Annotated in this window: 13 protein-coding genes; all 13 read left to right on the plus strand. The window is 39.8% G+C overall.

Features of this window, described 5'->3' with window-relative positions; translation table 11 throughout:
- Positions 1–172: 172 nt before the first annotated feature.
- Genes E2R65_RS06930 through pseI form a run of 13 tightly spaced genes read left to right on the plus strand, consistent with a single transcriptional unit; the run spans position 173 to position 14,785 of the window.
- Positions 173–952 carry a polysaccharide biosynthesis/export family protein gene (locus tag E2R65_RS06930; RefSeq protein ID WP_158285230.1) on the plus strand — a complete coding sequence of 260 codons (780 nt, stop codon included), beginning with the start codon at positions 173–175 and terminating at the stop codon, positions 950–952.
- 19 nt (positions 953–971) lie between these two features.
- Complete coding sequence (locus tag E2R65_RS06935) at positions 972–3,347, plus strand: GumC family protein (RefSeq protein ID WP_134335752.1); 2,376 nt, start codon at positions 972–974, stop codon at positions 3,345–3,347.
- 60 nt (positions 3,348–3,407) lie between these two features.
- Entirely contained in the window at positions 3,408–4,730 is a 1,323-nt protein-coding gene (locus tag E2R65_RS06940; RefSeq protein WP_134335753.1) for a nucleotide sugar dehydrogenase, read from the plus strand.
- A 1-nt stretch (position 4,731) separates the two neighbouring features.
- Positions 4,732–5,724, plus strand: a complete 993-nt coding sequence (locus tag E2R65_RS06945) for an SDR family oxidoreductase (RefSeq protein ID WP_204986287.1) — start codon at positions 4,732–4,734, stop codon at positions 5,722–5,724.
- Between the two features lie 30 nt (positions 5,725–5,754).
- Positions 5,755–6,765, plus strand: coding sequence for a UDP-N-acetylglucosamine 4,6-dehydratase (inverting) (pseB, locus tag E2R65_RS06950; protein ID WP_134335755.1), 1,011 nt, complete (start codon positions 5,755–5,757; stop codon positions 6,763–6,765).
- Positions 6,766–6,768: 3 nt separating this feature from the next.
- Complete coding sequence (pseC, locus tag E2R65_RS06955; protein WP_134335756.1) at positions 6,769–7,962, plus strand: UDP-4-amino-4,6-dideoxy-N-acetyl-beta-L-altrosamine transaminase; 1,194 nt, start codon at positions 6,769–6,771, stop codon at positions 7,960–7,962.
- A 4-nt stretch (positions 7,963–7,966) separates the two neighbouring features.
- Complete coding sequence (locus E2R65_RS06960; protein WP_134335757.1) at positions 7,967–9,742, plus strand: cytidylyltransferase domain-containing protein; 1,776 nt, start codon at positions 7,967–7,969, stop codon at positions 9,740–9,742.
- 25 nt (positions 9,743–9,767) lie between these two features.
- On the plus strand, positions 9,768–10,736 hold the full coding sequence (gene pseG / locus E2R65_RS06965; protein ID WP_134335758.1) for a UDP-2,4-diacetamido-2,4,6-trideoxy-beta-L-altropyranose hydrolase: 969 nt from the start codon (positions 9,768–9,770) through the stop codon (positions 10,734–10,736).
- Positions 10,729–11,373, plus strand: coding sequence for an acetyltransferase (locus E2R65_RS06970; protein WP_134335759.1), 645 nt, complete (start codon positions 10,729–10,731; stop codon positions 11,371–11,373). Before pseG ends, E2R65_RS06970 begins: the two co-directional genes overlap by 8 nt.
- A gap of 2 nt (positions 11,374–11,375) precedes the next feature.
- On the plus strand, positions 11,376–12,062 hold the full coding sequence (locus E2R65_RS06975; RefSeq protein ID WP_134335760.1) for an SDR family NAD(P)-dependent oxidoreductase: 687 nt from the start codon (positions 11,376–11,378) through the stop codon (positions 12,060–12,062).
- Positions 12,059–12,757, plus strand: a complete 699-nt coding sequence (locus E2R65_RS06980; protein ID WP_134335761.1) for a metallophosphoesterase family protein — start codon at positions 12,059–12,061, stop codon at positions 12,755–12,757. The genes E2R65_RS06975 and E2R65_RS06980 overlap by 4 nt, the downstream gene beginning before the upstream one ends.
- Complete coding sequence (locus E2R65_RS06985; RefSeq protein ID WP_134335762.1) at positions 12,754–13,701, plus strand: ATP-grasp domain-containing protein; 948 nt, start codon at positions 12,754–12,756, stop codon at positions 13,699–13,701. The genes E2R65_RS06980 and E2R65_RS06985 overlap by 4 nt, the downstream gene beginning before the upstream one ends.
- 4 nt (positions 13,702–13,705) lie before the next feature.
- Positions 13,706–14,785 carry a pseudaminic acid synthase gene (pseI, locus tag E2R65_RS06990; RefSeq protein ID WP_134335763.1) on the plus strand — a complete coding sequence of 360 codons (1,080 nt, stop codon included), beginning with the start codon at positions 13,706–13,708 and terminating at the stop codon, positions 14,783–14,785.

Here is a 14,785-nt window from a genome sequence, read left to right on the forward strand (position 1 = left end):
AAATTAGTTAATATACCGGGGGTGGTACATCTGTATTATTTTAATTACTTCAATGCCTTTACAACCTGAAGTCATTAATTTTCATTGGTTTATTCCATAAATATGTATATTTTTGCGGCAAATACCCAATTTATTCTTTATGATAAAAAAAAATATCTACCTTAATATTTTTTTGCTTTTTTCAGTTCTAACCGTATTGTCATCTTGTATCAATCAAAAAAAAGTAGTTTATTTTCAAAAAAGCGCTAACGAAACAGATACCATTGGTGTTGCTAAAGCGTATATTCCAAAAATACAGCCGGGAGATATCCTCACAATTCTGGTAAGTTCATTAAACCCGGCAGCAAGCAGCTTTTTTAATCCGCTTTTATATTCGCCGCCATCAACAAGTATTGATAACAGCGGTAATGCATCAACTACTACCACTTTGCCCATTTCGCAGCAGTCTAACGGTTTTTTAGTGGATCCGAATGGTATTATCCAGTTTCCGCTTTTAGGTGCTATAAAGGTAGTTGGCTTAACCTCTTCAGAAGTACGTGATACCATCAGGAATAAATTACAGCCTTATTTAAAAGAGGCTACCGTTAATGTCCGTTTCCTAAATTATAAAATATCTATTATGGGCGAGGTTATGCGCCCGTCTGTTTACGTAGTACCTAACGAGCGTATAACGCTGCCTGAGGCACTGAGTATGGCGGGCGACCTGACCGTTTTTGCTAAAAAAGATAACATTCTGATCGTAAGGGATAACAATGGGAAAAAAGAGTTTGGCAGGGTGAATTTAAATACCCGGGAGGTTTTTAATTCCCCGTACTATTATCTGCATTCTGGTGATCTGATCTATGTAGAACAGGGTAAAAATAAATCTGCACAAACAGATATGGTTTACCGTATTTTACCAATTGCTTTAAGCGCAATATCCATTCTTGTAGTATTTTTAACCAGAAAATAGCATTCTTTTAAACCACCCTATGATACCCAATAACGAAATAAATAATATTGAAGTACAGGAAAATAATGAGATTAACCTAAGGGATATCCTGCATAAATATATTATTCAATGGAAATGGTTTGTAATATCTGCTCTGGTATTCCTGTGTTTGGGATACGTTTTTGTGAAACTTACTGTACCGCTTTATAAAATTGAAACAGACCTGCTTATAAAAGATAATAAAGGTAACCTGGGCGGCCAGGATGACCTGCTGAAAGATCTTGATCTGTTCTCTTCTGATAAAATTATTGATAATGAGATAGAGATCTTAAAATCAAATACGATCATCGAAAAAACGGTTAAGGCCTTAAACCTCCAAACATCTTATTTTACTACAGAGGGTGTAAGGCAGCACGGTGTTTATAGTGATCTGCCTTATAAAATAGAAATGCTGAAACCGGCGGCAGGTGTAGATATGAGCACTTTGTACACCATACGCCTGGTTAATGATAAAGAAGCTGACATTAACGGTAAAAAATACCCTGTTAACACACCTATACAAGCCGAGCCGGGTCTTATCCAGATCACAACCAACCCACAGGTAGATGCTAATATGAAATTAAGGGCATTAAATGTAAAGTTTAACGACCTGAGAGATGTGGTTGATGCTTACAGCTTTGGTATTAATGTTACACCCGTAAGTAAACAGGGTACCGTACTAATTATAACTTTGGAAGATGCTATACCACAGCGCGGTAAAGACGTTTTAAACAGGCTTATTTATGAATATAACAAAGCTGCCGTTGAGGATAAAAATAAGGTAACATCTACCACGTTAACCTTTATAACCGATAGATTGAACAAGCTGCAGGAAGAACTTGGCAGTGCCGAAAAAAAGGTTGAACAATATAAATCGGGCAATAAAATAACTGATATCACTTCCCAATCGCAAATATTTTTGCAAAGCGTACAAACTAACGATGTTGAGTTGAACAAGGTAAACATACAGTTAGGCATCTTAAAAAACATTGAAAATTATTTGCGAAGTGCTAAAAACTCGCCGGCACAGTTACCTTCAATGCTGGGTATTGATGACCCAACCTTGTTAGGGCTGGTAACGCAGTTAGGCGAAGCGCTGCTTAAAAAGCAAAGCCTGCTGCAAACTGTGCCAGAAACTAACCCTATTGTAACATCGTTTAACGACCAGATAAATGCTTTAAGATCAGCCATCGATCAATCTGTTAACAACCTGAGAAATGGTTTGGAAACAACTAAGAAGCAGTTAGACAGGAAAAATGCGCAGTTTGAGTCGGTTATTAGTAAGGTGCCTTCAAAAGAACGCGGTTTGCTTGATGTGATGCGCCAGCAGGAAATAAAAAACAATTTATTTACCTACCTGCTGCAAAAGCGCGAAGAAACCGAAATATCTTTAGCATCAACCGCTGCAGACAGCCGTATTATTGACGAAGCCAGGAGTAGCAGGGTGCCTATTAAACCGGTAAAAAAGGCAACCTATTTAGCTTTCTTTTTATTAGGGCTGGTTATACCTGCAGCTGTTATTTACTTTAAGGACATTTTAAATTATAAAATATCAAAACGCGGCGATGTTGAACGGTTTACCAAGGTGCCTATCCTGGCAGAGGTATCGCACTCAGATGACTCGTCGTCTTTATTGGTATCAAGCAAGCCGCGCTCAATGGTGGCAGAGCAGTTAAGGGCCCTGCGTACCAATCTTAACTTTGTTATACCCAAGCCAGATCAAAAGGTTATATTATTTACATCCAGCATAAGCGGCGAGGGTAAATCATTTATATCGTTAAACCTGGGTGCAAGTTTGGCCATGTCTGGCAAAAAGGTAGTGATCATGGAGTTAGACTTGCGCAAACCTAAGCTGCATGCCGGTTTAGAGTTAGAGAACGCACAGGGTATATCAAATTACCTGATTGGCGAGGTTACTACGGCCCAGATCTTAAAAAGCATTCCGCAACAAGAAAATTATTATATATTAACCAGCGGGCCGATCCCCCCGAACCCGGCTGAGTTATTAGTTAATGGAAAAATAGGCGCGCTGATAGAAGAGTTGAAAAAAGAATTCGACTTTGTGATATTGGATGCACCACCGGTAGGTTTGGTAACAGATGCGCAAATACTTGCAGAGTTTTCTGATACTACTTTATTTATTGTACGCCATAACTATACGGCTAAGGCGCACATTAATTCTATCGAGAATTTTTCCAGAACCCGTAAGTTTAAAAACCTGAATATTGTAATCAACTCTATTAAAACAGAAGGCGGTTATGGTTACGGCTATGGCTATGGTTACGGCTACGGTTACGGCTATGGAGGTTATTATCAGGAAGACGCTTCCTCGAAAAGATCCGGTTTAACTAAATTATTAAAAAAGAAGAAAAGTTAATACAGCGCTTTAGGCTGTAGCCTTTCTTTTTAATTCTTATAAATTAATATTGCTTATATAATGTTATCATTAAATAAAGACTTTGCTGATACCCCAAAACCGGGTATTACTGTTATTGGGTTGGGTTATGTTGGCCTGCCGCTTGCCGTAGAATTTGCAAAAAAATTCAAGGTAACCGGGTTTGACATTAACCAGAAACGCATACAGGAGTTAAACGAAGGGCACGATAACACCTTTGAGGTGGAGGATGAGCTTTTGGCAAACGTAACCGCCGGTGATAAAGCAAAAGATACGGGTTTGCTTTGCAGCTACAAACTTGATGATATTGCCGATAGTGATGTTTATGTAATTACGGTGCCTACCCCGGTTGATAAAAACAACAGGCCAGATCTTACACCGCTTTATAAAGCCAGCGAAACTGTTGGCAAGGTGTTAAAAGCCGGTAACATTGTTATATATGAATCTACCGTTTACCCTGGCGTAACCGAAGACGAGTGCGTACCGGTGCTTGAAAAAATATCGGGCCTTAAATTTAACGTTGATTTTTTTGTAGGGTATTCACCAGAACGGATCAATCCGGGCGATAAAGAGCACACCGTATCTAAAATACTTAAGGTTACATCGGGCTCAACACCCGAGGCTGCTGAATATATAGATCAGCTTTACAGATCGGTAATTATTGCCGGTACACATAAGGCCAGCTGTATTAAAGTAGCCGAGGCTGCCAAGGTTATTGAAAATTCGCAGCGCGATATTAACATTGCCTTTGTAAACGAACTAAGTAAAATATTTAACAAAATGGGCATCGATACCCATGAAGTACTTGAAGCTGCCGGTACAAAATGGAACTTTTTAAAGTTTAAGCCAGGCTTGGTTGGCGGGCACTGTATTGGTGTTGACCCTTACTACCTGGCGCAAAAAGCACAGGAACTTGGTTACCACCCCGAAATTATACTTGCCGGCCGCCGCTTAAATGACGGCATGGGCGAATACATTGCGCATGAGATCATTAAACTGATGGTAAAAAAAGATATTGCCGTTAAGGGTTCTAACATATTAGTGCTGGGTATTACCTTTAAAGAGAATTGCCCTGATGTGCGCAATACCAAGGTGATTGATATTATTAACGAATTGCAAACCTACAACACCAACGTTACCATTTATGACCCATGGGTAAAACCGGCTACAGTTTTACATGAGTACAACCTGGTTGCATCCAATAATTTTGAGGAGATAAAAGGTAAAAAATACGATGCGGTTGTATTGGCAGTTAGCCACGATGAGTTTAAAAAGTTTGACCTGAACAGCTTTAAATGCGATAGCTGCGTGGTATATGATGTTAAGGCATTTTTTAATAAGGCAGAAGTAGATTCGAGGTTATAAGATGGCGATGTACGAAAACAAATATCATGATGGCGACCTGAGCGAAAAAACGTTTTTGGTTACAGGCGGTGCCGGCTTTATAGGTTCAAACATAGTGGAGTACCTGTTAAAATATAATGCTAAAAAGGTAAGGGTTTTAGATAACCTGTCTAACGGGTATTATGAAAATATCGAACCGTACATCGGCTTGCCGAACTTTGAATTTATAAAAGGAGATATCAGGGATATTGATACCTGCAAGAAAGCACTGGAAGGCATCAGCTATGTTACTCACCAGGCCGCTTTAGGTTCTGTACCACGTTCTATTGCAGATCCTATTACCACTAACGAAACCAATATTTCCGGCTTTTTAAATATGCTAACTGCTGTTAAAGATGCAGCTGGTGTAAAGCAAATGGTATATGCGGCATCATCATCTACCTATGGTGATAGCCCTATTTTGCCAAAAGTAGAAGGTAACGAGGGCAACCCGCTATCACCTTACGCCGTAACCAAACTGGTTAATGAGTTATATGCCGATGTATTTAGCAAAGTATATGGTTTAAGCGCTATCGGCCTACGTTATTTTAACGTATTTGGGCCAAGGCAAAATGCCAATAACCCCTATGCCGCTGTTATACCAATTTTTTGTAAAGCATTTTTAGAGGGTAAACAACCACTTATTAATGGTGATGGCAAAACCAGCCGCGACTTTACATTTGTAGAGAACGCTGTGCAGGCAAACATCAGGGCCTTATTGGGCTCAAATGTTCAAAAGCACGAGGTATTTAATATGGCCTGCGGCGAGCAGACAACATTAAATGAAATGGTTGAAATGCTGGGCCAGATAAGCGGTAACAATATGGAAGCAAATTATGGCCCGGAAAGATCTGGCGACGTAAAGCATTCAAAAGCAGATATTACAAAAATTAAAACCGCTATAAACTATAATCCTACCATTAAATTTAAGGAAGGTTTAAAGCTTGTTTACGAATGGTATAAAGACAATCAATAACGAATCGATAAGCGATTAAAAAAAAATAAGATGTTAGCAGATAAATCAATTTTAATAACGGGCGGTACTGGCTCATTAGGTAAGGCTTTAACAAAGCATATCTTAACAAAATATCCAAATGTTAAAAAGCTTGTTATCTTTTCAAGAGATGAGCAGAAGCAATTTGAGATGGCACAGGAGTACCCGCACGACAAATACCCTCAAATTAGATTTTTTATTGGCGATGTGAGAGATTTTGAGCGTGTGAAAAGAGCCCTTAAAGGAATTGATTACGTTATACATGCCGCCGCTATGAAACACGTACCAATTGCGGAATATAACCCAATGGAGTGTGTTAAAACCAATATAATGGGTGCCGAAAATATCATTAATGCATGTTTAGAAACCTCTGTTGAAAGAGTTGTGGCGTTATCTACAGATAAGGCAGCAGCCCCGGTTAATTTATACGGTGCAACCAAACTGGCATCAGACAAGTTGTTTGTTGCTGCAAATAACATCACCGGCTGGAACCCGATCAAATTTTCTGTAGTGAGGTACGGTAACGTGATGGGCTCTAACGGTTCTGTGATCCCTTTTTTCATGAAAAAGAAAAAAACGGGCGTACTGCCTATTACCGATGCTACCATGACCAGGTTCAACATCTCTTTACAGGGTGGCGTGGATATGGTAATGCATGCCCTTGAACATGCCTGGGGCGGTGAAATATTTGTACCTAAGATACCATCATACAAAGTTACTGATGTTGCCGAGGCTGTAGGGCCGGAGTGCGAAAAAGTAGTGATCGGTATCAGGCCGGGAGAAAAGATTCACGAAGAAATGATCACTTCTTCAGATTCATATTATACTTATGACCTGGGTAAATATTACACCATTTTACCTGCAACACACCGCTGGAAACTGGACGAATTTATCACCCAATTTAATGCAGTGCAAGTGCCTTACGGCTTTAAATATAACTCTGAAGAAAACACCGAATGGGAAACCATCGAGGGTTTAAGAGAGTTGATAAAAGAACACGTTGACCCAACTTTTGAAGTATAAGTTATGAGTACTGTTATTCCTTACGGTCGCCAGCATATTACAGAGGAAGATATAACCGCTGTAATAGAAACGTTAAAGTCCGACTATTTAACCCAAGGCCCTAAAATTGTTGAATTTGAAGAAGCTTTTGCCAAATATATTGGCTGTAAATATGCGGTTGCTGTAGCTAACGGAACGGCGGCATTGCATTTATGTACCTTGGCGCTTGACGTTACCGAAGGGGATAAAGTAATTACAACACCTATAACTTTTGCGGCATCTGCCAATTGTGTTAGATACTGCGGCGGCGAAGTTGTTTTTGCGGATATAGATGCTGATACCTATTTACTGGATATTAATAATGTGAGAGCGTTATTAGAAAGTTCGCCAAAAGGTACCTATAAGGGTATTGTTCCGGTTGATTTTGCCGGCAGGGCAGTTAATCTGGAAGAATACAGGAAACTTGCCGATGAGTTTGGCTTGTGGATAATTGAAGATGCCTGCCATGCACCCGGCGGTTATTTTGTAGATAGCAAAGGCGAACAGCAATTTTGCGGAAACGGTAACTTTGCCGATCTGGCTATATTTTCATTCCACCCGGTGAAACACATTGCGTGTGGCGAAGGCGGTATGATCACCACAAATGACGAGGACTTATACAAAAAGCTGTTAAAGCTGCGCACCCACGGTATTACAAAAAATGAAGACCAATATACAAACGATATAACCTTTGCTACAGGTGGCGTACAGGACGATAGCTACCCGGCATGGTATATGGAAATGCAAACCTTGGGTTACAATTATCGTTTAACAGATTTCCAGGCCGCTTTGGGTACAAGCCAACTTACACGGGCAAACGAGGGCATAGCACGTAGAAGAAATATCGCAAAAACTTATGAAGATGCCTTCACAGGCAAAGCATATATAGAAGGGCAATCCGGCGCTATTGAAGGGCATGCTTATCATTTATATATTATTGAAGCAACAGATCGCCTTGGTTTGTATAAATACCTGCGCAAGCAAGGCATCTATGCACAAATCCATTATATACCCTGCCATCTGATGCCTTACTACCGCGAGTTTGGCTGGAAAGAAGGCGACATGCCGTTATCTGAGGAGTATTACAAAAAATGCATCAGCTTGCCGATGTACCCTACTTTAACAGATGATGAGCTGAATTTTGTAATTAATACAATAGATAGTTACTATAAACAATAATACAATGCATCCCTATCAAATTCTTGAAATAGCCAATACCCATGGTGGTAACCTGGATTATTTAATCTCATTAATTAATGAGTTCAACGAATTTAAAGGATACGGCATTAAATTTCAGCCGCTTCATCCGGATAAGATAGCTACAAAAGATTTTCCGTGGTATAATGTCTACGAAGAGCTTTTGTTTAGCGAGGATGAGTGGAAAACTATTATAGCCAAAGCTCAGGAAACTAAAGAGATCTGGTTAGATCTGTTTGACACCTATGGTGTAGAAATATTCGCTCAGAATAAACCTTTGGTTAAAGGGTTAAAACTACAACCATCTATTTTATATAACGAAGCTGTTTTAACTGCTTTAGAGCAGGAGAACATTAGCGGGCATTTGCTTATTATCAACGTAAGCGGATTAGAGATCCACGAGATTCATGAGCGTTTAAAATCGCTGGAAGAAAGGCTTAATCCATTAGAGATTTGGATTGAGGTAGGTTTCCAATCATACCCTACCGAATTACAGGATTGCGGTTATGTGAAGATAGACTTGGTTAAGAAAGAGTTTAACAAGAAAGTTGTATTTGCAGACCATGCCGATGGTAAAGGTGAGGATACCGTTTGGCTGCCCATATTTGCAGCAATGAATGGTGCCGATATTATTGAAAAACACATTCTTCATTCAACGCTCGAAACTAAATATGATCATTTTTCGAGTATCGATGTTAATAAATACCGCACTTTTATAGAAAGGCTTAATAACTACATCGCGCTAAAAAGTATGCCGTTTATTAACCAGCGCGAACGTACTTACCTGGCTACCGGCATACAGATCCCGGTAAGTAAGCATGATGTTAAAGCGGGTAGCTTGTTGTCGTTAAAAACAGACCTGGAGTTCAAAAGGTCGGGCTTAAGCGGGTTAAACACATTGCAAATAAAAGAATTGCAAAATAATATGCATATACTGGCTAAAGATGTACCTGCCGGTAAAACCTTTAAGCGCGAAGACTTTAAAAAGGCTACAATTGCAACAATTATTGCCTGCCGCTTAAAATCTACCCGGTTAGAAAAGAAAGCCCTGCTTAAAATTGGCGATCTTACCTCGGTTGAGCATTGCATCCAAAGCTGCCTTAATTTTGATAACACCAATTATACTGTACTGGCCACGTCAGATCTGGATAGCGATGCCGAATTGGAGCATTATACTTATGATCCATCGGTAATATTTCACAAAGGTGACCCAGAGGATGTGATTAGAAGATACCTGGGCATTACATCAAAATTAAAAATTGATGTGATTGTACGTATTACAGCAGATATGCCCTTTGTATCTAACGAAATTGTAAGTGTTTTATTGAAATCGCACTTTGAAACAGGTGCAGATTATACCACGTCGGTAGCGGCAGCAGTTGGTACGTCAACAGAGATCATTAACGTATCGGCTTTAAATACCATTAAAGATCATTTCCCGAATGCGCAGTACTCTGAATACATGACCTGGTATTTTTTAAGCAATCCGGAATACTTTAAGTTAAACTATGTTAACCTGCCTGATGAATTAGTGCGCAATTATAGGTTAACGCTTGATTACCAGGAAGATTTGGATATGTTTAACCATATCCAGGCCCACCGGGATGAAACCAACGCACAGCCAACTATTACAGATTTGTTCAAGTATCTTGATGCTAATCCGCAGATAGCTAATATAAACTCGCACTTAACATTAAAGTATAAAACCGACCCCGTTTTAATAGATACTTTAAATAAGGCTACAAAGATCAAAGGGGTATAACCTATTGGGCTTAAATCCTTATATCATGAAAAGGAAAGTTGTTTTCAGGGCAGATGGCAGTCATAAAATAGGGTATGGGCACTTTATCAGATGTTTGGGTATTGCAGGCCTTATAAAAGATGATTTTGATTGTGCTTACGCTACCATATCGCCTACCCCTTACCAGGTGGCAGAAATTAATGCAGTTTGCAAGCTTATACAGGTACCTGATAATAACGATTTTTTATCGTGCCTTGTGGGTGATGAAATAGTGGTAATTGATGATTATAACTCAACTGCCGAATTCCAGTTGGCCGTAAAAGCTAAAGGCTGCAAAGTGGTTTATATTGATGACCATAATGATAAGCAATACGTTTGCGATGTGCTGATAAACAATATACCGGGTTTTGCAGCAGATAGTTTTAAAACAGCTGATTACACCAGGCTATACTTAGGTACAGATTACGCTTTGTTGCGCAGTGAGTTTTTAAATAAAGAATTACGCACAATTAAGCCGAATATAAATGAGGCTTTTTTAGCATTTGGCGGTAGCGATATTTTTAACCTGTCGCCACGTTTTATTAAGTGGCTAAACGAGGTAGATGCAACGCTTAAAATAAACTTGCTGATAGGTGATGCCTATAAGCATTTTGATGATTTGCAGGAGTTTAGTAACTTAAATATCTATAAAAATATAAGTGCAGCCCAGGTTGCTAACTTAATAGCACAATCAAACGTGTGTATAGTACCGGCAAGCAGTTTGTTAAATGAGGCCGCTGCCGTTAGCAGCAAGCTTATTATCGGTTATTTTGCCGATAACCAGGTGATGCCCTACAATTATTTTGTAGACAATAAGCTGGCGCTTGGCTTAAATGATTACAGGGATGCTACATTTGAGCAGTTTGCAAGCACTTACAAAGCGGCCTTAACTGCAGATTACCTGGTAGATAATCAGCGTGAAGCATATCATTACCAACAAGGGGACAACCTTAAAAACATATTCTACAATGTCTGAAAATATTAAGATAGGGCTTATTGGTTTTGGCAGTGTTGGTAAGCAGCTGTATAACGTGTTGTTAGAAAACGGCTATGCCGATGAGCAGATCTACATATACGCAGATGACCATGCTTTTAGCGATGCCGACCGCAGGTACCCTCTAAATGATTTTAAGCTGGATAAATTTAGGGACATCCATTTTATACCCACTATGGGGTATCTTAGCAAACATATTAAATACCAGCTGCTTAATTACTTAATTGATAATAATTACCACATATTCACCTTTATACACCCAACAGCTTTTGTAAGTACAAACGCAAAAATTGGGCGTGGGGTAATCATATACCCTTTGTGTAATATAGATCAGGGTGCTGTAATTGATGATGGTGCCATCATTTTAAATTCCTCTATCGTAGCACATGATACCTATGTGGGCAAGTGCGTGTATGTAGCGCCCGGGGTTTGTATGAGCGGGTTTATCAATATTGGCGAATTATCTTTTATTGGTTCGGGCGCGGTAATAGCCAACAATATTACTTTAGGCAAGAACTGTACAGTTGCAATGGGCACTTGTTTAACTAAATCGATACCGGATGATGCCTGTGTGATTGGCAACCCATTCCAAATAAAACAAAACATTAAATTGTATTAAGGATGAAAATGGTAGCGATTATTACAGGGGTAAACAGGGGGCTTGGTAAGGCACTTGCAGATATAATGCTGCAGGCAGGTGATACCATAGTTATATCCCTGTCGCGTTCTGTACATTCCGACCATGAGGGGTTAAGCACCGATAAATTTTTATTTATTAAAACAGATCTGTCCGCTTCCTTTAACGGGGAAGCATTGACGCAGATTGGTAATATTATAAACAAGCAGCCGGTTTGGTTATTTAACAATGCAGGTAATATACAACCGTTAAACAAAGTTGGTGCATTTACAGCCGGAAGCATAGCCGATTCGGTTGCGATTAATATTACTTACCCGGTAAGTTTAATTAACTATATTATTAGTAATTATAGCCACAATCAAATTACTTTTGTAAACATCACATCTGGTGCAGGCAGCAGGCCAATTGAAAACTGGGCTACATATTGTTCTTCAAAAGCATATATGCTAATGTTTTTTAAAACATTGGAGCAGGAGTATAAAGAAAACGAAAACTATAAATTTTACAGTATTGACCCCGGTACCATGGATACCGGCATGCAGCAGCAAATAAGGGACAGCAGCTTCCCTGCAAAAGATTACTTTACTACACTTAAAGATAATAACCAATTAGTGGCGCCACAAGCGGCCGCCCAAAATATACTTACAGAAATAAATTATCCGTTGGTATGAAGATAGGCGTAATATCAGACATACATGGAAACCATTACGCCTTGCAGGCAGTGTTAAGTTCCGCCCGTAAAATAGGTGTGGAGCAGATTTTTGTGTTGGGTGATATTGTAGGATACTATTACAGGCCGGATTTGATATTAGAAATGCTTGCCGAATGGCCGCATCAATTTGTAAGGGGTAATCACGAAGATATTCTGCTAAACCTAAAAAAAGGGTTGTTAGATGCAGAAGAGTTAAAGAAAAAGTATGCAAGCGGGCATGAGCAGGCATTATGGCGTTTAACAGAGCAACAGCAGCAATATTTGTTTAACCTGCCAACACAGCTTTCGGTAAAGGTAAATGATACCACTTTTCAGCTCAACCATGGCAGTCCGCGTAGTATAGATGAATATTTATATCCTGACACGGATACCGAGATATTAGAAAGCTGCAATTCTAACGAGCATGATTTTGTGCTGATAGGCCACTCGCATTATGCCTTTACCTATCAATGCAGGCATAGCCTGCTGGTAAATAGTGGTTCAGTAGGGCAGTCGAGGCAAAAAGGTGGGGCCGCTTATTGGTCGGTTATTGATACCGATGATAAAAGTTTAGAAATGCAGGTTACGGCATATGATACAACCGCATTATTAAATGACGTTAAAACGTTTGATCCGGAGAGTGGATACTCCTATAAAATATTAACAAGAGAATGAATAAGAAAGTAAATGTATTGGTTACAGGTTGTGGCGGCGATATCGGCCAGAGCATTGGTAAAATATTAAACGAAAGCGCTTATGTAAATAATTTAAGCGGTTGTGATATTTCTGATAAAAACGCAGCAAGGTTCATATTCTCTGATTTTTTTATAGGGCTAAAATGTACCGATCCGGCTTATCTGGCAAACCTGGAACGCATAGTTGCCGAAAAAGATATTGATATTATTATACCTATTGCCGAGCCGGAATTAAGGTTTCTGTCGCAGAAAGGCGTTGTGGATACCATAGGTAAGGCAAAATTAATACTGGCTTCGCCGGAAGCAATGGAAGTTGGGTTTGATAAGTTAAAAACGGCGCAATTTTTAGAAGTACACAACCTGCCTTTTCCGGTAACGCAGTTAATAAACACGGTAGATCAGGTTTCTGCCTTTCCGGTGATACTTAAGTCGCGCACGGGGTCTGGCAGTGCTACAGTGAGCGTTGTTAAAGAGCAGGAAGAATTTGAGTTTCTTAAAAAACATAATCCGGATTTTATAGTTCAGGAATACCTGCCGGGCGATAATGAAGAATACACCTGTGGTGTATTCAGAAGCAAAAGCGGAGAGGTAAGGAACATCATTTTAAAAAGGACCTTAACAGGTGGTTACAGTGGCTATGGCGAAGTAATTAAGAATAATGAAATAGAGTCGCTTTTAAATGCTATTGCTGCAGATATTAACTTAATTGGCAGTATAAACGTACAGTTAAGGCTAACCGCTAAAGGTGCAGTTGTTTTTGAAATAAACCCGAGGTTTTCCAGCACGGTGCTGTTTAGGCACATGTTTGGCTTTGCCGACTTGCTCTGGTGTATTGAAGACACGCTGGATTGGGGAGTGGCGCCTTACCAGGAAACGGCTGTAGGTAAAAAGTTTTATAAAGGGTTTAACGAATACATATCCTGATAGTATGAACGAGTTTTATATTGGAGATAGAAAAATAGGTGGCGATGCCCCGTGTTTTATCATTGCAGAATTATCTGCCAACCATGGCGGCGATATAAATATCGCAAAAGAAACCATCAGAGCGGCAAAAAAAACCGGCGCCGATGCTATTAAGCTACAAACATTTACGCCCGATACCATTACGCTCGATTCTAAAAGAAAAGAGTTTTTAATAGATCATGGCACTATCTGGGATGGGCAATATTTGTATGATCTGTACAAAGAAACCACTCTTCCCTGGGAGTGGCATGCAGAATTATTTGCGGTAGCTAAAGAAGAAGGCTTAGTGTGCTTTTCATCCCCATTTGATTTTACAGCAGTTGACCTGCTGGAGGAGTTGGGTGCACCGGCCTATAAAATTGCATCGCCAGAGATAATTGATATCCCGTTAATAGAGAAGTGCGCAAGAACCGGTAAACCAATTATCATCAGTACAGGTATAGCAACCCTGGCAGATATTAATTTGGCCACACAGGCTTGCAGAAAAGCAGGCAACAACCAAATAATTTTGCTGCAGTGCACTACGGCTTACCCTGCCCGTTTAGATCAGGCTAATCTTAAAACGATAGCCAACCTGGTAGAAACATTTGATGCCATTGGCGGCCTGTCAGACCATACGCTGGGTATTGTCGCGCCAACCGTAGCAGTGGCCCTTGGTGCCAAGGTTATCGAGAAGCATTTTATATTGGATAAAGCTATTGGCGGCGCTGATGCTTCGTTTTCTTTAGACCCGGAAGAATTTACACAGATGGTGAATTCTGTAAGAGATGCTGAACAGGCTATCGGTACGGTAAAATATAAGGTAGAATCAAAAATATCCGGCTTATCTCAATTAGCATCACGCTCATTGTTTGTAGTGGAGGATGTAAAAGCAGGCGAAATTTTTACAGAAAAGAATGTACGGTCTATAAGGCCGGGCAATGGTATGCACCCTAAATTTTATGCTGATGTTTTAGGTAAAAAAGCTACCGGGGATATTGAAAGGGGCACACCGCTAACCTTTAACCTGGTTAGCGATTTCGACGCTGTGAACAGTTATAGATAA

Source organism: Mucilaginibacter phyllosphaerae, assembly GCF_004378255.1.
Lineage (GTDB): Bacteria > Bacteroidota > Bacteroidia > Sphingobacteriales > Sphingobacteriaceae > Mucilaginibacter > Mucilaginibacter phyllosphaerae.